This window comes from Bradyrhizobium sp. Kon37, assembly GCF_055807535.1.
In genome coordinates this window covers 404,997-422,942 of record NZ_JBVVOY010000003.1, presented here as the reverse complement: position 1 = coordinate 422,942, position 17,946 = coordinate 404,997, and the positions used below count along the sequence as shown (strand labels likewise).

Annotated in this window: 14 protein-coding genes; 9 read left to right on the top strand and 5 right to left on the bottom strand. The window is 64.4% G+C overall.

All coding sequences use genetic code 11. The annotated features are described in order from the left end of the window. Positions 1 to 195 precede the first annotated feature (195 nt). Together AC0L3J_RS09870 and AC0L3J_RS09865 are read left to right on the top strand one after the other, a co-directional pair. Positions 196 to 1,476: a TRAP transporter large permease gene (locus tag AC0L3J_RS09870; RefSeq protein ID WP_456769682.1), complete on the top strand. Its 1,281-nt coding sequence runs from the start codon at positions 196 to 198 to the stop codon at positions 1,474 to 1,476. 124 nt (positions 1,477 to 1,600) lie between these two features. Beyond that, positions 1,601 to 3,532, top strand: a complete 1,932-nt coding sequence (locus tag AC0L3J_RS09865; protein ID WP_456765408.1) for an alkyl/aryl-sulfatase — start codon at positions 1,601 to 1,603, stop codon at positions 3,530 to 3,532. A gap of 184 nt (positions 3,533 to 3,716) precedes the next feature. Here AC0L3J_RS09865 and AC0L3J_RS09860 read toward each other — a convergent pair whose 3' ends face one another. Continuing rightward, on the bottom strand, positions 3,717 to 4,787 hold the full coding sequence (locus AC0L3J_RS09860; RefSeq protein ID WP_456765407.1) for a glycosyltransferase family 4 protein: 1,071 nt from the start codon (positions 4,785 to 4,787) through the stop codon (positions 3,717 to 3,719). A gap of 277 nt (positions 4,788 to 5,064) precedes the next feature. On the opposite strand from AC0L3J_RS09860, the gene AC0L3J_RS09855 reads away from it, so the two are divergent. From AC0L3J_RS09855 to AC0L3J_RS09840, 4 genes are read left to right on the top strand one after another with little or no spacing between them, the layout of a single operon-like run. After that, on the top strand, positions 5,065 to 6,828 hold the full coding sequence (locus AC0L3J_RS09855; protein ID WP_456765406.1) for an ABC transporter ATP-binding protein: 1,764 nt from the start codon (positions 5,065 to 5,067) through the stop codon (positions 6,826 to 6,828). A gap of 56 nt (positions 6,829 to 6,884) precedes the next feature. Continuing rightward, positions 6,885 to 9,089 carry an amylo-alpha-1,6-glucosidase gene (locus AC0L3J_RS09850; protein ID WP_473346833.1) on the top strand — a complete coding sequence of 735 codons (2,205 nt, stop codon included), beginning with the start codon at positions 6,885 to 6,887 and terminating at the stop codon, positions 9,087 to 9,089. A 22-nt stretch (positions 9,090 to 9,111) separates the two neighbouring features. Then, positions 9,112 to 9,633: a PRC-barrel domain-containing protein gene (locus AC0L3J_RS09845; RefSeq protein ID WP_456765404.1), complete on the top strand. Its 522-nt coding sequence runs from the start codon at positions 9,112 to 9,114 to the stop codon at positions 9,631 to 9,633. 23 nt (positions 9,634 to 9,656) lie between these two features. Continuing rightward, complete coding sequence (locus tag AC0L3J_RS09840; protein ID WP_456765403.1) at positions 9,657 to 10,970, top strand: MFS transporter; 1,314 nt, start codon at positions 9,657 to 9,659, stop codon at positions 10,968 to 10,970. Positions 10,971 to 11,009: 39 nt separating this feature from the next. Here the strand turns inward: AC0L3J_RS09840 and AC0L3J_RS09835 are convergent, their stop codons facing one another. The 4 genes from AC0L3J_RS09835 to fixL all read right to left on the bottom strand — a co-directional run bounded on the left by AC0L3J_RS09835 (position 11,010) and on the right by fixL (position 14,434). Beyond that, complete coding sequence (locus tag AC0L3J_RS09835) at positions 11,010 to 11,711, bottom strand: helix-turn-helix domain-containing protein (protein WP_456765402.1); 702 nt, start codon at positions 11,709 to 11,711, stop codon at positions 11,010 to 11,012. A gap of 103 nt (positions 11,712 to 11,814) precedes the next feature. Continuing rightward, a complete protein-coding gene (locus AC0L3J_RS09830; RefSeq protein WP_456765401.1) occupies positions 11,815 to 12,237 on the bottom strand; it encodes a response regulator in 423 nt (140 codons plus the stop codon). Positions 12,238 to 12,295: 58 nt separating this feature from the next. After that, positions 12,296 to 12,913, bottom strand: coding sequence for a response regulator FixJ (gene fixJ / locus AC0L3J_RS09825; protein WP_007607675.1), 618 nt, complete (start codon positions 12,911 to 12,913; stop codon positions 12,296 to 12,298). A gap of 3 nt (positions 12,914 to 12,916) precedes the next feature. Further along, complete coding sequence (fixL, locus tag AC0L3J_RS09820; protein ID WP_456765400.1) at positions 12,917 to 14,434, bottom strand: sensor protein FixL; 1,518 nt, start codon at positions 14,432 to 14,434, stop codon at positions 12,917 to 12,919. A gap of 204 nt (positions 14,435 to 14,638) precedes the next feature. Here fixL and AC0L3J_RS09815 point away from each other — a divergent pair, with 204 nt between their 5' ends. The 3 genes from AC0L3J_RS09815 (at position 14,639) to ccoN (ending at position 17,938) form a co-directional block, all read left to right on the top strand. Further along, on the top strand, positions 14,639 to 15,472 hold the full coding sequence (locus tag AC0L3J_RS09815; RefSeq protein ID WP_456765399.1) for a universal stress protein: 834 nt from the start codon (positions 14,639 to 14,641) through the stop codon (positions 15,470 to 15,472). Between the two features lie 38 nt (positions 15,473 to 15,510). Continuing rightward, a complete protein-coding gene (locus tag AC0L3J_RS09810) occupies positions 15,511 to 15,936 on the top strand; it encodes a CBS domain-containing protein (RefSeq protein ID WP_456765398.1) in 426 nt (141 codons plus the stop codon). Between the two features lie 352 nt (positions 15,937 to 16,288). Next, the gene (gene ccoN / locus AC0L3J_RS09805; protein ID WP_456765397.1) at positions 16,289 to 17,938 is read left to right on the top strand and encodes a cytochrome-c oxidase, cbb3-type subunit I; all 1,650 of its coding nucleotides are present in this window, start codon (positions 16,289 to 16,291) and stop codon (positions 17,936 to 17,938) included. Positions 17,939 to 17,946 lie beyond the last annotated feature (8 nt).

Sequence of the window (17,946 nt, the reverse complement as noted above, 5' to 3'; positions counted from 1 at the left end):
GGCGAGTTGCCGCATCACGACATGGCCGGCGTCGAGGGCGTCGAAATAGACCCGGTCCATCCGGCCCCGGTCACGCGCAGTCAGGTCGTCCGCGACGAACGCAGCCCGCTCGGCTGGGTCCTGATGTTGTTGCCGGTCCTGATCGTCGCCGTGTGCTTCGCCCATTCGGCGCACGTGATCACGCTGCCGCAGGGCCTGCGTGTCGCCGTCGTCTTCGGCCTCCTGCTGTCGTTGATGCTCACGGGTATGCCGATCTCGATCGCGCTCGGTCTGACCGTGCTCAGCTTCATGTTCACGTTGACCGACGTGCGGACGGAATCGGTGGCGCTGAAGCTGTTCACCGGCATCGAGAGCTTCGAGATCATGGCGATCCCGTTCTTCATCCTTGCCGGCAACTTCCTGACCCATGGCGGCGTGGCGCGCCGGATGATCACGTTCGCGACTTCGCTGGTCGGCCATTGGTACGGCGGCCTTGCGCTCTCGGGCGTGGTCGCCTGCGCGCTGTTCGCCGCGATTTCCGGCTCGTCGCCGGCCACCGTGGTGGCGATCGGATCGGTGATCCTGCCCGCGATGATCGCGCAGGGATTTCCGAAGAGGTTCGGGGCGGGCGTGATCACGACCTCGGGCTCGCTTGGAATTCTCATTCCACCCTCGATTCCGATGGTGCTTTTTGCCGTCTCCACCAACACCTCCGTCGGCAAGCTGTTCATCGCCGGCATCGTGCCGGGAATGGTGCTCGCTATGCTGCTCGGCGCCACGACGTTCTATCGGGCCTGGCGTAACGACTATCCGAGGATGCCGAAAGCAACCCTCTCCGAGCGCTTCGATGCGTTCCGCAAGTCGATCTGGGGTATCCTGCTGATCGTGATCGTGATCGGCGGCATCTATAGCGGCCTGTTCACACCGACCGAAGCTGCAGCCGTCAGCGCGGTGTACGCCTTCATCGTCGCCGTGTTCATCTACAAGGATCTGAAGCTGCGAGACGTGCCGCGGGTGCTGCTGTCTTCGGCGAATCTTTCGGCGATGCTGCTCTACATCATCACCAACGCCGTCCTGTTCTCGTTCCTGATGACTTACGAGAACGTGCCGCAAGCGCTCGCGCAATGGATGATCGACCAGGGTCTCGGCTGGATCGGCTTCCTCCTCGTCGTCAATCTCCTGCTGCTATTGGCTGGCAACGTGATGGAGCCGTCCTCGATCATCCTGATCATGGCGCCGATCCTGTTTCCGGTTGCGATCAAGCTCGGCATCGATCCGATCCATTTCGGCATCCTGATGACGGTCAACATGGAGGTCGGGCTGTGCCATCCGCCGGTCGGCCTCAATCTCTACGTGGCCTCGGGCATCGCCAAGATGGGCATCACCGAGCTCACGGTCGCGGTGTGGCCATGGCTGCTGACCATGCTGGCGTTCCTGGTGGTCGTGACCTATTGGCCGGGTCTGTCGCTGTGGCTGCCGAGATTGCTGGGCATGTAGCTGCGAACACGCTGCTTCTCTCCACCTGTTGGCGCGGGGCTACGCATTGCTGCGTCCTCCCGCCATGGCAATCGGCCGCGAGATGCGGTTAGATGCCGCGCAACAGGCGGGGGAGGAGATCGAGATGACGGATACGTCCAGCAACGAGCCGAAGGGCGCAACACCGTCCGTCATCGCGCAGCAAACGGCGATGCTGAACGCGCTGCCATTCTCCGACACGCGGGATTTCGACGACGCCGCGCGCGGCTTCCTCGGCACGATCGAGAACGCGGCGATCACCAGTCCGCAAGGGCGGACGGTCTGGAGCCTCGAGCCGTACGGCTTTCTCGCCGCCGAGCAGGCGCCGACCACGGTCAACCCGAGCCTGTGGCGGCAGTCGCGGCTCAACATGCAGCACGGCCTGTTCGAGGTGGTGCCCGGCGTTTACCAGGTGCGTGGGCTCGACATCGCCAACATGACGCTGATCGAAGGCGACAGCGGCGTCATCGTCGTCGACACCCTGACCTCGATCGAGGGGGCGCGCGCCGCGCTCGATCTCTACTACAAGCATCGCGGCCAGCGACCGGTCGCGGCCGTGATCTTCACGCACACCCACACCGACCATTGGGGCGGTGCGCGCGGCGTTCTGGAGGAGGATGCACTCGCGAGCGGCCGCGTGCCGATCATCGCGCCGAACTTGTTCATGGAGCATGCCGTCTCCGAGAACATCATCGCGGGACCTGCGATGCTGCGGCGGGCGCAGTACCAGTTCGGGCCTCTCCTCGCCAAGGGAGCGCGCGGGCAGGTCGATTGCGGCCTCGGCAAGTCGATGGCAGCAGGTTCAGTGGCGCTGCTGCGGCCGACCGATTTGATCATGGCGACCGGCGACCGGCGCGTGATCGACGGCGTCGTATTCGAATTCCAGATGGCGCCGAACAGCGAAGCGCCGGCGGAGATGCATTTCTTCATCCCGCGCTACAAGCTTTTGAACCTCGCCGAGAACTGCACCCACAATTTCCACAATCTGCTGCCGTTCCGCGGCGCCGACGTGCGCGACGCGCTGGCCTGGTCGAAATATCTGGGCGAGGCCTTGCAGCTCTGGGATGGCAAGGCGGAGGCGATGTGCGGCCAGCATCACTGGCCGGTGTGGGGACGCGAACGCATCGGCACGATGATCCGGCAGCAGCGCGACCTCTATAAGTTCGCGCATGACCAGACCATTCGCCTGATGAACCACGGCCTCACCGCGGCCGAGATCGCCGAGACGATCCAGCTGCCCGAGAGCCTGGAGGGCGCCTGGCACGGCCGCGGCTATTACGGCCACATCCGGCATAATGTGAAGGCGATCTATCAAAAGTATCTGGGCTGGTACGACGCCAATCCGGTCAACCTCGATCCGCTGCCGCCGGTGGAGTCGGGCAAGAAATATGTCGAGTACATGGGCGGCGCCGACGCCATCCTCGCGCGGGCGCGTGTCGATTTCGACAAGGGCGAATTCCGCTTCGTGGCGCAGGCGCTCGGCCATGTCGTCTTTGCCGAGCCGGACAATCAGGCCGCGCGTGCGTTGCTGGCGGATACGCTGGAGCAGCTCGGCTACGCCGCCGAAAGCGCGACCTGGCGCAATGCCTATCTGTTCGGCGCGCAGGAATTGCGCCAGGGCATGCCGAAGGTGCCGGCACGCCCGCCGATGCCGCGCGAGACGCTGGCGGCGCTGCGCACCTCACAGCTCTGGGACGTGCTCGGCATCCGCCTCAACGGACCGAAGGCGGAAGGAAAGCACATCGTGCTGAACTGGAGCTTTTCCGACACCGGCGAGACCTTCGTGCTCAATCTGGAGAACTGCGCGCTGACTTACACGGAGGGCATGCAGGCGGACAATGCCGATGCCAGCTTCACGCTCGCGCGGTTGACGCTCGATGAAGTGATCGCAAAACTGACCAGCTTTCCCGAGGCCGTGGCCGCCGGCAAGGTCAAGTTCGCCGGCAACCCGATGCGCCTCGCCGAGCTGATGGGCCTGATGGACGAATTCCCGCGCATGTTCGAGATCGTCGAGCCCAAGCGGGCGGTGGTGAGGTAGGCTGCCGCCTTCTCCGTCATTGCGAGCGCAGCGAAGCAATCCAGAATCCCTCCGCGGGGACGGTCTAGATTGCTTCGCTGCGCTCGCAATGACGGTTGATAGAGATGATCGCGCCCCACGCAAATGTCGATGGCCGGGACATGCCCGGCCATGACGATCGCGATGGGATGGGCGCGTGGTCCTGCTACTCCGCGCTGCTCACCAGCTTGATCCGCGGCGCCTGTTCCTCGCCAAGGCTGCGATAGGCCGCGAGATAGTCCAGCGCCATGCGCCGCGCCGTGAAGCGCGTCTCGAACTGCTTGCGGATGACGGAGCGGTCGAGTTGCGGCAGGCGGCCGACGACGCCGGCTGCGCTGAGGACGTCCTCGACGACGAAACCGGTGAGGCCCTCGTCGATGATCTCCGGCACCGAGCCGCGGTTGAAGGCGACGACCGGCGTTCCGCAGGCCATGGCTTCGATCATCACCAGGCCAAACGGCTCGGGCCAGTCGATCGGCAGCAACAAGCCAAGCGCGCCGCTCAAGAAGTCCGACTTCTCGTGATCGCTGATCTCGCCGATGAATTCCACCAGCGGATTGTTCTCGATCATCGGCCGGATCAGCTCGTCATAGTAATCCTGGTCCGCACGATCGACCTTGGCGGCGATCTTGAGCGGAATGCCGCAATGCGTCGCGATCTTGATGGCGCGGTCGACGCCCTTTTCCGGCGCGATGCGGCCGAGCACGGCGAGATATTCCTGTTTCGCCGGCTTCGGCGTCAGCAGGTTCTCCGGCAGGCCGTGGTGGATCGTCCTCACCCAGTTCGCCTGCGGCACCGGCCGCCGCTGCGCATTCGAGATCGAGATGACGGGGACCTTCGAGAAGGTGTTGAAGACCGGTTGATGCTCCGGCAAGTCGAGCCGGCCGTGCAGCGTGGTCAGGAACGGCGTCGGCTGCCGGTAGAACAGCGACCACGGATAATAATCGAGATGGAAGTGGAGGAAGTCGAACTCCTCGTCGTCACATTTCTGCCGTACCCGTTCCAGCATCACCATGTGCAGCGCATTGGGATCGCGCACGGAACCGTCGAGGCGGAGCGCCCGCGGCCACAGCGCATCCAGCTTTGCCGAGGTTTGCGAGTCGCCGCTCGCGAACAGCGTCACATCGTGCCCAAGGGCCACCAGCTCTTCCGTCAACCAATGCACCACCCGCTCGGTGCCGCCATACAGCTTGGGTGGAACAGCCTCCGTCAACGGAGCTACCTGCGCGATGCGCATCTCACCATCTCCTCTGTGCGATCATGATTGTAGAAAGCCCCCGCCTGTTCGGCACCGGCACGCCAGACAAAGGAACGTTCCCGCACTTGCGAAGTTCCTCCTTCCGAACGTTACTTATTCGACACGTCGGATGCCCGTCGCGATGCTGCCATCACATCATCGCAGAACGCCCGCATCCGCATGTCGTGATGAGTGTGCCCGGGAACCGAGGCGAAGTGGTCGATGTTCAGTCGACTAACAGAAAAATTGAAAACATCACGACGGGGTCGATAGTCACATGGATCATCTTTCTGGATACGCGCACCGGCCGTTTGCCTTTGTTTTGCGCTATCTTCGGCGTCGGCTGGCGTCGCATCTCGTGATCCTGACGGCTGTGGTGGCGGCCGTTGCCTGCTCCGTAGGCACGCAGTACGGCGTCAAATCCCTCGTCGACAGCTTGTCGGCCGGCGCTGCGCATGGTGGGAGCGTATGGCTGGCATTCATTTTCCTCATGACGCTGATCGCCGCCGACAATTTCCTTTGGCGGATCGCGAGCTGGACGGCCAGCTTCACCTTCGTCCGTGTCACGGGTGATCTGCGCCGTGACATCTTTCGTCATCTAACCGGCCACGCGCCGAGCTACTTCTCCGACCGCATGCCCGGCATGCTGACGAGCCGCATCACGGCGACGTCGAATGCGGTGTTCACGGTCGAGAACATGTTCGTCTGGAATGTGCTGCCGCCGTGCATCGCAACGGTTGCGGCCATCGCGCTGATTGGAACCGTCAGTCCCTATATGGCGCTCGGCCTGATGGTGATTGCCGGCGGCATGGTGCTTGCGATGTTCCGCCTCGCGGCCGCGGGGAAACCGCTGCATGACGACTTCGCCGACAAGGCCGCCGTCGTCGACGGCGAGATGATCGACGTCATCAGCAACATGCCGCTGGTGCGCGCGTTCTGCGGCATCGGGCACGAGCATGAGCGGTTCGACGCGACCGTGAACCGGGAGCTGACCGCGCGCGGCCGCAGCCTGCGCTATCTGGAGAAGCTGCGGCTTATCCATGCCGGCGTCACTGTCGTGCTCACGATCGCCCTGATGGCCTGGGCGATCATGCTCTGGCAGGATGGCCGGGCGACCACCGGCGACGTCGTGCTGGTCTGCACCCTCGGTCTCTCCATTCTGAACGCGACGCGCGATCTCGCGGTGGCGCTGGTCGACGTCACCCAGCACGTTGCGCGGCTGACCGAGGCGATCGCCACGCTGCTGGTGCCGCATGAATTGCGCGACCATCCCGAGGCCGAGCCGCTGGTGAAGAGCGGCGCCGCGATCGCGTTCAACAATGTCACCTTCGGCTATCCGGGCGGCGAAAAGATATTCGAGCGCTTCAGCCTGCGCCTGCAACCCGGCCAGCGCGTCGGCCTGGTCGGCCAGTCCGGCGGCGGCAAGTCGACGCTGTTCACGCTGCTCCAGCGCTTCTACGACACCGACGAGGGCAGCATCACCATCGACGGCCAGGACATTTCCAAGGTGACGCAGCAGAGTCTGCGCGAGGCGATCTCCGTCGTGCCGCAGGACATCTCGCTGTTCCACCGCTCGATTCGCGAGAACATTCGCTATGGCCGCCCGAACGCGACCGACGACGAGGTGCTGCGTGCCGCGATTGCGGCGCGCTGCGATTTCGTCGAAAGCCTGCCTGGTGGTCTCGACACCATGGTCGGCGACCGCGGCGTCAAGATGTCCGGCGGTCAGCGCCAGCGCATCGCAATCGCGCGCGCCTTCCTGAAGGATGCGCCGATCCTGCTGCTGGACGAGGCGACCGCCGCGCTCGACAGCGAATCCGAGGAGGCGATCCGCGAGGCGTTGTCGCGGCTGATGCGCGGCCGCACGGTCATCGCGATCGCGCATCGCCTCGCCACCCTGCGCAATTTCGATCGCGTGGTCGTGTTGAGGGGTGGTAAGATCATCGAGGACGGGTCGCCCGAGCGTCTGATGCAGGGCCACGGGCCCTATCGTGAGCTGGTCACGCAGGAAATGAGCCGGCTCGCCCAGGCCGCCGCGTAAACCAACAGTCGCGTTCGAGTCGGTTGCGTGTCGAAACAAGCGCAGGGGAGCTGCTGATGTCGGCTGAAGCCGTTACCCAATTCGTCTCCGTGACGCGGACCGTGGACCAGGTCGCGGAGCAGCCTTTCTATATTCCGATGACGGGACCGTCGGCGCGGCCGCGGCGTTCGCTCAAGCACGACGACACCTTTATCGTGCTCGACAGCCATGGCGACATCGGCGCTTCGGCCGGCGGGCCCGACGGCCTGTTCCATCACGACACGCGCTATCTTGCCAGGCTCGAGCTCGTGCTCGACGATCTCCAGCCATTGCTGCTGGGCTCGAACCTGCGCGACGACAATTCAGCCCTGACCGTCGATCTCACCAATCCGGACATCTACCGGCAGGGCAGCCTCGTGCTGCAAAAGGACCTGCTGCACATCGTGCGCACGATCTTCCTGTGGCGCGGCACCGCCTATCAGCGCATCGGCGTGCAGAACCACGGCGACCGCCCGGCCGGCTTCGCGCTGACGCTGTTGTTCGACAACGATTTCGCCGATCTGTTCGAGGTCCGCGGCGAGCGGCGCCCGCGCCGCGGCATCGGCTCGAGCCGGCTGTTGGGACCGACCGACGTGCTGTTCGACTACCGCGGTCTCGATGACGCCGAGCGCACCACGGGCCTACATTTCGACCCGCGCCCCACGAAGTTGTCGGTGAATGCCGCGACCTGGCAGCTCGAACTCGACCCTCACGAGTCGAAATCCCTGTTCGTGGCGGTGTCCTCCAATCGGCCGATCGCGGAGAAGCCGGCGCGCTTTTTCCAGAGTTTGCTCGCCCATCGCCGCGAGATGCGGCAATCGACGATGGGGGCGGCCAGCATCGAGACCTCCAACAACATCTTCAACGAGGTGCTGTGCCAGGCCATGGCCGACCTCAACATGCTGATGACGGAGACGCCGCAGGGGCGCTATCCCTATGCGGGGATTCCCTGGTACTCGACGACGTTTGGCCGCGACGGGCTGATCACGGCGCTGCAGATGCTGTGGGTCGATCCGCGGATTGCCAAGGGTGTGCTGCGGCGGCTCGCCCATTTCCAGGCCAAGGCGGTCGATCCGCTCGCCGATGCCGCGCCGGGCAAGATCCTGCACGAAATGCGCGGCGGCGAGATGGCGGCGCTGCGCGAGGTGCCGTTCGCGCAATATTACGGCAGCGTCGATTCCACGGCCTTGTTCGTCCTGCTGGCGGGAAGCTATTTTGAGCGCACCGGCGACGAGAAGACGTTGACCGAGCTGTGGCCGGCCATCGAGGCGGGGTTGGCCTGGATCGACGGCCCCGGTGACCCCGACAAGGACGGCTTCGTCGAATATCAGCGCGCCACGGAAAAGGGCCTCGCCAACCAGGGCTGGAAGGATTCCTACGACGCGATCTTCCATGCCGATGGCCAGCTTGCGGAAGGCAATCTCGCGCTGGCCGAAGTGCAGGGTTACGTCTTTGCCGCCAAGCGGCTCGCCGCGCGCTGCGCGCTCCGGCTCGGCAAGCCCGATCTCGCCAGGAAGCTCGAGGCCGAGGCCAAGACGCTGGCCGAGCATTTCGAGGCCGCGTTCTGGTGCGAGGAGCTCGGCACTTATGCGCTTGCACTCGACGGCAAGAAGCGGCCCTGCAAGGTGCGGACCTCCAACGCCGGCCAGGTCCTGTTCAGCGGCATGATCCGCGAGGACCGCGCGCGCCTCGTCGCCGCCGATTTGATGCGGCCGCATTTCTTCTCGGGCTGGGGCATCCGCACCGTCGCTGTCGGCGAGGTGCGTTACAACCCGATGTCCTATCATGACGGGTCGATCTGGCCGCACGACAATGCACTGATCGCGCTCGGGCTTGCGCGCTACGGGCTCAAGCATTCGGTCGCGCATGTCTTCAAGGGACTGTTCGACGCCGCGACCTACATGGACCTGCGCCGGTTGCCCGAATTGTTCTGCGGCTTCCGGCGCGAAAAGCGGCGCGGCCCGACGCTCTATCCGGTCGCCTGCGCGCCGCAGGCCTGGGCCAGCGCAACCGCGTTCACGCTGCTGGAGGCGGCGCTGGGCATCGAGTTCGACGTGGCGCGCGGCGAGATCCGGCTGCGCAATCCGCATCTGCCGGCGTTTCTGCACGAGGTGATCTTGCGCGATCTGCGTCTGGGCGAGTCCAGCGTGGACCTGCGCGTCAGCCGCCATGGCGACGACGTGGCGCTGGAGGTGTTGCGCACGCGTGGCCAGATCCAGGTCTCGATCGTGCTGGCGCGCTGACGGCGCGCCGCAAGGAGGGTGCATGCGTACCGCCGGATGGTTGGCCCTAGGCGTCGTGATGGTCTGCGGAATGACGCTCGCCGTGTCACGTGCCGCGGAGGAGTCGCCCGCACCCGCGACTGAAGCGAACGCACCGCCGACGGCGCAGCCGTCGGCGTCATCGGTCCCCGTCACGCCAAAGAATGCCGCGCCACCGCCGTCGGTCACGATCATCGGCGCGAGCGATGCGCACGGTGTGCTCGGCCGTGACGTGCTCAGCGCGGCGAACGAGGACATGGGCCGCATCGTCGACGTCATCGTCGATCGGAGCGGGCACGTGCGTGCCGCCGTGATCGATTTCGGCGGCTTTCTTGGCGTCGGCAGCCGCAAGATCGTGGTGGACTGGAACGCGATGCGGTTCGGCAAGATCGTCAACAAGAAGGACAGCATCACGCTGGAATTGACCAAGGCACAGGTCGCAGCCGCGCCGGAATACAAGGAGGACACGCCGATGGTGGTGCTCGGCGCGTCCGGCAGCCTGCAGCCACTGCAAGCCGTTCAGTGAGGCGCGGGGAGGAATGGCCGCCGGTGCTGTTGTCGAGGAAGCCGAATCATGCGGATCGCGAGGGTCGCGTTGAGCAGGACAAATTTGCGGCGCCGTCGCCTGCCGGCATTCCGGCGCCGTCGCGCCAGAGCCTGCGCGGCCTCGACTGGTTCATCTTCTTCCTCGCCGATGTTCAGACCGGATTCGGGCCGTTCATCGCGGTCTATCTGACGACCCAGAAATGGACCCAGGTCGAGATCGGCCTTGTGCTGTCGATCGGCGGCATCGTTGCCCTGATCGGCCAGATGCCGGGCGGCGCCATCATCGATGCCGCAAAGTCCGAGCGGCTGGTCGCAGGTCTCGCGATCGCCACCATCGGCTGCTGCGCGCTCGCCTATGCGGCGATGCCGATCTTCCCCGTGGTGGTGGCTGCGGCCACCTTGCACGCGGCAGCGAGCTGCGTACTGGGACCGGCGATCGCGGCGATCAGCCTCGGTCTGGTCGGCCCGCTCGCGATCGGCGAGCGTCTCGGCCGCAACGCGCGCTTTGCCTCGCTTGGTAACGGCGTTGCGGCCGCCGTGATGGGAACGGCCGGCTATCTGCTGTCGAGCCGCTCGGTCTTCCTGGTCACGTTCCTACTCGCAATCCCCACTTTGATCGCGCTCTCTCGCATCCGCGAGCACGAGGTCGACATCGCGCGCTGTCACGGCGAGATGCCGCGCGAGGCGGAGGATCGAGGCGACACCAATATCTGGCATCTGATCCGGCAGCGGCCGCTCATTGTCTTTGCGCTCAGCGTGCTCCTGTTGCAGCTCGCGAACGCCTCGATGATGCCACTGATGGCAAGCGCGGTGACTGCGCGATCGAGCGAGTGGGCGACGGTGCTCGTCGCCTTTTGCATCGTCGTGCCGCAGGCGATCGTGGCGCTGCTGTCGCCGAGCGTCGGGCGCAAGGCGCAAGCGTGGGGGCGCAGGCCGCTGCTGCTGATTGGATTTGCGGCGCTGACGATTCGCGGCCTGCTGTTTGCGACCGTGCGGGATCCGTATCTGCTGGTGCTTGTGCAGGTGTTCGACGGCCTCACCGCGGCGGTGTTCGCGGTGATGATCCCGCTGATCGTGGCCGACGTCGCCTTCGGCAGCGGCCATTTCAACCTTGCGCAGGGCATCGTCGGCACGGCCATGGGCATCGGCGCGTCGCTGAGCACCGCGCTTGGCGGCTATGTCAGCGATAAATTCGGCAATGCCATGGCGTTCACCGGACTGTCCGGCGTCGCGGCGACGGGACTTCTGCTGATTCTGCTTGTGATGCCGGAGACGCGGCGCAAGGGCATGATCGCAGCAAAAGAAATGGCCGGCTGAATCAATTCAGCCGGCCATGAGCGGGTGGGAGAGGGGAGATCAGGCGTCGAGATTGTGCAGGCGTGCCCGGTTGCGCAGCACGATCTGGCGGGCGCCCGAGAAGCCGAGAATGCCCTGGGCGTGAAGCTGCGACAGCGCGCGCGAGACGGTCTCGAGCGTGAGACCGAGATAGTCGCCGATGTCGCGGCGGCACATCGGCAGCGCCATCATTCCGGCAACCGCGAGGCGGCGGTCCATTTCGAGCAGGAAGGTAGCGACGCGCTCCATCGCGGTCTTGCGGCCCAGCAGCAGCATATGGTCTTCGGCATGGCGAAGCTCACCAGCGGTCATGGCCCAGAGCTTGCGGGCGACCTGGACGTCGGTGGCTGCGGCCTTCTCGAGGCTCGCGCGCTTCACGAGGCGCACCGTGGTGTCGATGATAGCTTCAGCGGCAAGGCGATGGGTGGTGCCGGATTCGAGGCCGAACACGTCGCCGGAAAGATGGAAGGAGCCGATCTGGCGGCGACCGTCGGAGAGAAGCTTGTAGCTGCGCACGGCGCCGGTGACGACCTGATAGACGTACTCGGCCGGCTCGTCCTCGCCATAAATCTCCTCTTCCTTGCGGTAGGAGAACTCGGTGGCAACGAGGCCGACATGGCCAGCGATCGCACCGAACTGGTCGGAGACGGGATGGCCCGGGGCGATCTTGCTGCCGTTGATCTGGGTCTTGATCGCCTGGGTGTTGATCGTCTGGGTCAGCATCTGCGCCATCTCCGTTGTGATGACGCTTTGGTACGCGGTATCGGGTGCCTCGAAAATTTCGCGAGATATCTTAAGGGGGGTGCCTTACGTAGAATCCCTTAGGTCAGCTATGGACCCGGTTCTGGATGGCGTGGCGAATGCGTTTGACCAGGTTTTCGTCCAGAAGCGGCTTCAGAATCACTTCATTCACGCCTGCGGCCGCCGCCCGGGCCGAGATATTCGAGTCGGGATAGCCGGTGATCAGGATCACCGGGGTATCGCCCTCGGACTGGCGCAGTCGCCCGGCCAGCTCGATGCCGTTGATGTCGGGCATTTTGTAGTCGATCACGTAACAGTCTGCACCGGACGGGCTCGCCGCATTGAGCAGCGCCGTGGCGTTCCTGAAGGTCCGCACGGCAAAACCGTCGATTTCCAACAGGAAGCGCAGGGAGCCCAGCACGGCGGCGTCGTCATCCACCACATAGACGGTTGGTTTCGCGGGTGACGACATCGGGAGCCGCTCGGGATGGGAGCTGATCGCAATCATTCCGATCTGGTAGCACAGGGCGGGCGGACGGTTTTGACTTGCCTCAATCCTGGTGACTTCAATCGTTGAGCATTCCGGCCCGCATTGCCAGCCGCACCAGTTCCGACAGGCTGTTGGCCTGCATCTTGGTCATCACATTGGCCCGGTAGACCTCGATGGTGCGTGGGCTGATGTCGTACTCGCGGGCGATCAGCTTGTTGGAGAGGCCCGCAATCAGCCCCTCCATGACCTGGCGTTCCCTGGGGCTCAGGGAAGCGACGCGAGCGGCGACATCCTGGGCGATGGCCTCGTTCTTGGCCGCCGGCTCGCCCTCGCGGATCGCGGATTCGATCATGGCGACGAGGCGGTCATCTTCGAACGGCTTTTCCAGGAAATCCATGGCACCGAGCTTCATCGCCTCGACCGCGAGCGGCACGTCGCCATGGCCGGTCATGATCAGGATTGGAAACCGGCTGCGCTGCGCCTTCAGGCGCTTGAGAAGCTCGATGCCATCGATACCGGGCATCCGCACGTCGGAGACGACGCAGCCGAAGGCGAGGCCGGGCAGAGCGTCGAGAAAACTCTGCGCGTTGTCGAACAGCGTGACGCCGAAGCCAGCTGAATCCAGCAGGAAATTCAGCGAATCTCGCATCGCCTCGTCGTCGTCAATGACGTAGATGATTCCCTTGGTCGTCATGGATCAGTTCTCGTCGGCTGCCGGCAACGTGAAGCGGAATGTCGCCCCACCCGATGCGTTGCTCTCGGCCCACATCCGGCCGCCGTGAGCCTCGATGATCGAGCGGCTGATGGACAGTCCCACTCCCATGCCGGTGTCCTTGGTGGTGAAAAAAGTCTGAAACAGGTTCGGCATGACGTCGTCCTGGAAGCCGGAGCCGGAATCGGAGACTTCGATCTCGATCATGTCGTCGGCGACGCGGGTGTTGGTGACGACGAGCTCGCGCCGAGGCGACTGCGCCATCGCTTCCAGCGCGTTGCGGAACAGATTGACCAGCACCTGCTGGATTTGCACCCGGTCGGCGAGCACGAGATCGGCATTGGGATTGAGGCTGAAGCGAAGCTGCACGTCCTGCTCGCGCGCGCCTGCCAGCCCGAGGGCGCCGGCCTCTTCGATCAGCTTGGACAGGCTCTCGATCCTTTTCTCCGATTCGCCGCGGGAGACGAAGTCGCGCAAGCGGCGGATGATCTGGCCGGCGCGCAGCGCCTGCTCGGCGGCGCGGTCCAGCGCGCTCTCGATCTTCGGCGTATTCGGATCCTGGCTTCCGGCGAGCAGCCGCCGCGACCCCTTCATGTAGTTGCTGATCGCTGCCAGCGGCTGGTTGAGCTCGTGAGCGAGCGCGGACGCCATTTCGCCCATCGCGCTCAGCCGCGAGACGTGGACAAGTTCGGACTGCAGTTCCTGGAGCCGCGCCTGGGTTTTCTGATGCTCGGTAAGATCGCGGACGAAACCGGTAAAATAGGGCTCGCCGCCCGACTGCATCTCGCCGATCGACAGGTGCATCGGGAAGGTCGTGCCGTCGCGACGCTTGCCGGTCACGATCCGGCCGATGCCGATGATGTGCGGGTCGCTGGTGGTGCGGTAGCGCGCGATGTAGCCGTCGTGACGTGAGCTGTCGGGCTCCGGCATCAGGATGCGGACGTTCTGGCCGATCGCCTCCGACTCGACCCACCCGAACAGGCGCTCGGCCGCCGCGCTAAAAAGCTGGATGACGCCGTGGCCGTCGATGACGATCATGGCGTCGGGAATCGTCTGGAGGATCGAGCGGAGGTGACTCTCGCGGGTGCGCAGGGTTTCCTCGACCTGCTTCTCCTCATCGACATCGAGAAAGATGCCGCTGAGATGTCGGGCGGCGCCGGCGTCGTCCCGAATCAGCCCCGCGCGGGCGCGGATCCACTGCGTTCTGCCCGACGCCCCCGTGACCCTGAACGACACGTCGAAGCTGCCGCCCCGTTCGGAGACGCGCCGGATCGCACTCTCGATCCGCTCGCGGTCGTTCGGCTCCAGCCGGGACAGGAACAGCGGGTAGCTCACCGATTGGCCGGATTCGATTCCGAACAGGATTCTGGCCGTCTCCGACCACTCCAATTCCAGTGTCTTGAGATCGAGATCCCAGGTCCCGACGCCAAATCCTTCGATTCGAACGCGGAAATGTTCGCCCCGGCCGTCATCTTGCGGATGAATCACACGGGTCGGCGCCACACGATCACTCCCATTCTGATGCGGGGAACCGCACAGCGTTATCGTCGGCAATGTACCCAAGGAGGGGCCAGAGGCAAGTTCCGATGTCTTATACCATTGGCAGATTTCGGGCCCGCGCGGTGATCCAAGGTTTTGATCTATCTCATCCTGCCAGCCGGCGGCCGGCTTACGATCGGATCAAAGCTCATTGCCCCGGAGACTCCGATGACATACGCGACCGTGATGGTCAGCCTGGCGCTCGATCAGCCCAACGAGGCGCGGCTTCAGGTCGCGGGCGAGCTTGCCGAACGATTTGGGGCGTCGATCATCGGCGTTGCCGCGGCGCAGTTCGCCCCGCCACTCTACTTCAGCGATGGCACTGCAGCGCAGGCACTGATCGATGAGGGAGAAGCCTCGGTCAAGCGACGCCTGGGCGAGCTCGAGGCGCAATTCCGCGCCGCGATCAGGAATCGCGGCGGACATGTGGAATGGCGCAACGCCATGGATTTCCCGGCGCGCTTTACGTTCGCCCAGGCGCGTTGCGCCGACGTCGTCGTCGCCGGCGGCCAGAGCCCGGCCTTCTCCGACGCCTTCGCGCTCGCGAGCCCAAAGGATCTGGTGATGCAAGCCGGCCGGCCGATCCTGGTCGTGCCTGACGGCGTCAACTGGCTCGACCTGCGCAGCGTCCTGGTGGCGTGGAAGGATACGCCGGAAGCGCGGCGAGCGCTGGCCGATGCGCTGCCGATCCTGCGCAAGGCCAGGGATGTCACCGTCCTTGCAATTCCCGAAGGCGACGACGACCGCCCCGCCGCGGTGGCTGGCGTGACCGACGTGACGGCGTGGCTTGCCCGCCATGGCGTGACCGCGATCGCGCGCGTTTCCGAAGCGGCCCGCAACGAAACCGTCGCCGGGCAATTGGAGAAAATTGCCGGCGCTGTCGGCGCCAGCCTGATCGTCGCCGGTGCCTACGGTCATTCGCGCTTCCGCGAGCTGATCCTCGGCGGCGTCACCCAATATCTGGTCACTCAATCTGCCCGCTGCGTGCTGCTGTCGCACTGACGCGGGAGCGGTGCAAGACGAATCAAAGAGGACGCGCCGTGTACAGATTCCTTGAGCAGACCGTCGACGGCTACATGACGCACGACGTCAGGACGGTGAGGCGCGACCTCGACCTGCTCGCGCTCAGCGAGATGTTCGAACGCGACGATTTCAATTCCTATCCAGTCGAGGACGACGGGCAGGTCGTCGGCATCGTCACCAAATTCGACATCCTGAAGTGCTTCGCCTTCACGCCGAGCCAGATGCTGCCGCGCTACCACGACCTGATGAGCCGCAAAATCGGCGACGTCATGACTCCCGACTTCATCTATGTCAGCCCCGACACGCGGCTGACGCGCGTGCTCCAGATCATGGTCGAGCACCGCATCAGGAGCATCATCGTGCTCGACGGAGCGCAGAAGCTGGTCGGAATCGTCGCCCGCGAGGACGTCATCGCGGCGCTCAAGGCGACGGCGCGGGAGTGAGAATTGTCGGCTCCATAATTACGGGGGAGTCTTTTTCTTCCCTTCTCCCCTTGTGGGAGAAGGTGGCATAGGCGGCCTTCGGCCGCCGTTCTTGAGAACGCCGAAGCGAAGCTTCGGCTATGGCGCCGGATCAGGGGTTTTCTCCACCGAAAGACTCTTCCGTGCGGGACCAACCCCTCACCCAAGTGGGTGTGCGGGACGGTCCTCGCTGCCCTCTCCCGCAAGGGGAGAGGGCACTGCAACTGGCGCCGCATCACCCACATTAACAGAAATCCACATAGCTTGATTTCAATCAATTCCCCGCGAGGGCGAATGTGGTTTCTGGCCCTGTGTTCTTTCAGAGAGAATCCGCATGAGCCAGCCCTCCATCTCCAAGTCCATGACATCAGGTGAAAGCGGCCTGGCTGTCGTGTTCGCGGTCACCGCCTTCCTCTGCGTGATTGCCTCGGCCAAGGCGCTCGATGCGCCCTTCGCCTTCCACGCCGCGCTGAGCGCGGCAGCGAGCGTCGCCGCGGTCTTCTGCATCATCAACCGCTACCTCGACCGGCCGGCGGCGCTGCCGCCTGCGGAGATCAACGGCCGGCCCAATTACAACATGGGCCCCATCAAGTTCTCCTCGGTCATGGCGATGTTTTGGGGCATCGCCGGCTTTCTCGTCGGCCTCATCATCGCCTCGCAACTGGCGTGGCCGGCGCTGAACTTCGATTTGCCCTGGACCAGCTTCGGCCGCCTGCGTCCGCTGCACACGTCCGCAGTGATCTTCGCGTTCGGCGGCAACGTCCTGATCGCGACCTCCTTCTACGTCGTCCAGAAGAGCTGCCGCGTTCGCCTTGCAGGCGATCTCGCGCCCTGGTTCGTCGTCGTCGGCTACAATTTCTTCATCCTGATCGCCGGCACCGGCTATCTGCTCGGCGTCACCCAGTCGAAGGAATATGCCGAGCCGGAATGGTACGCCGATCTGTGGCTGACCATCGTCTGGGTCACCTATCTGCTGGTCTTCCTTGCCACGATCATCAAGCGCAAGGAGCCGCACATCTTCGTCGCGAACTGGTTCTATCTCGCTTTCATCGTGACGATTGCGGTCTTGCACCTCGGCAACAACCCAGCGCTGCCGGTCTCGGTGTTCGGCTCGAAATCCTACATCGCCTGGGGCGGCATCCAGGACGCCATGTTCCAGTGGTGGTACGGCCACAACGCGGTCGGCTTCTTCCTGACCGCCGGCTTCCTCGCCATCATGTACTACTTCATCCCCAAGCGCGCCGAGCGGCCGATCTATTCCTACCGTCTCTCGATCATCCATTTCTGGGCGCTGATCTTCCTCTACATCTGGGCCGGCCCGCACCATCTGCACTACACGGCGCTGCCGGATTGGACCCAGACGCTCGGCATGACCTTCTCGATCATGCTGTGGATGCCCTCCTGGGGCGGCATGATCAACGGCCTGATGACTCTGTCGGGCGCCTGGGACAAGCTGCGCACCGATCCCGTGCTGCGCATGCTCGTGGTCTCCGTCGCCTTCTACGGCATGTCGACCTTCGAAGGCCCGATGATGTCGATCAAGGTGGTCAACTCGCTCAGCCACTACACCGACTGGACCATCGGCCACGTGCACTCCGGCGCGCTCGGCTGGGTCGGCTTCGTCTCCTTTGGCGCGCTCTACTGCCTCGTGCCCTGGATCTGGAATCGGAAGGGCCTCTACAGCCTCAAGCTCGTTAACTGGCACTTCTGGATCGCGACGCTGGGCATCGTCCTCTACATCTCGGCGATGTGGGTGTCCGGCATCCTCCAGGGCCTGATGTGGCGCGCCTACACCTCGCTCGGCTTCCTCGAATATTCCTTCATCGAGACCGTCGAGGCGATGCATCCCTTCTACATCATCCGCGCTGCCGGCGGCGGGCTGTTCCTGATCGGCGCGTTGATCATGGCCTATAATCTCTGGATGACGGTTCGCGTCGGCGAACAGGAAGTCCAGATGCCCGTCGCTCTCCAGCCGGCGGAATGAGGAGTTTT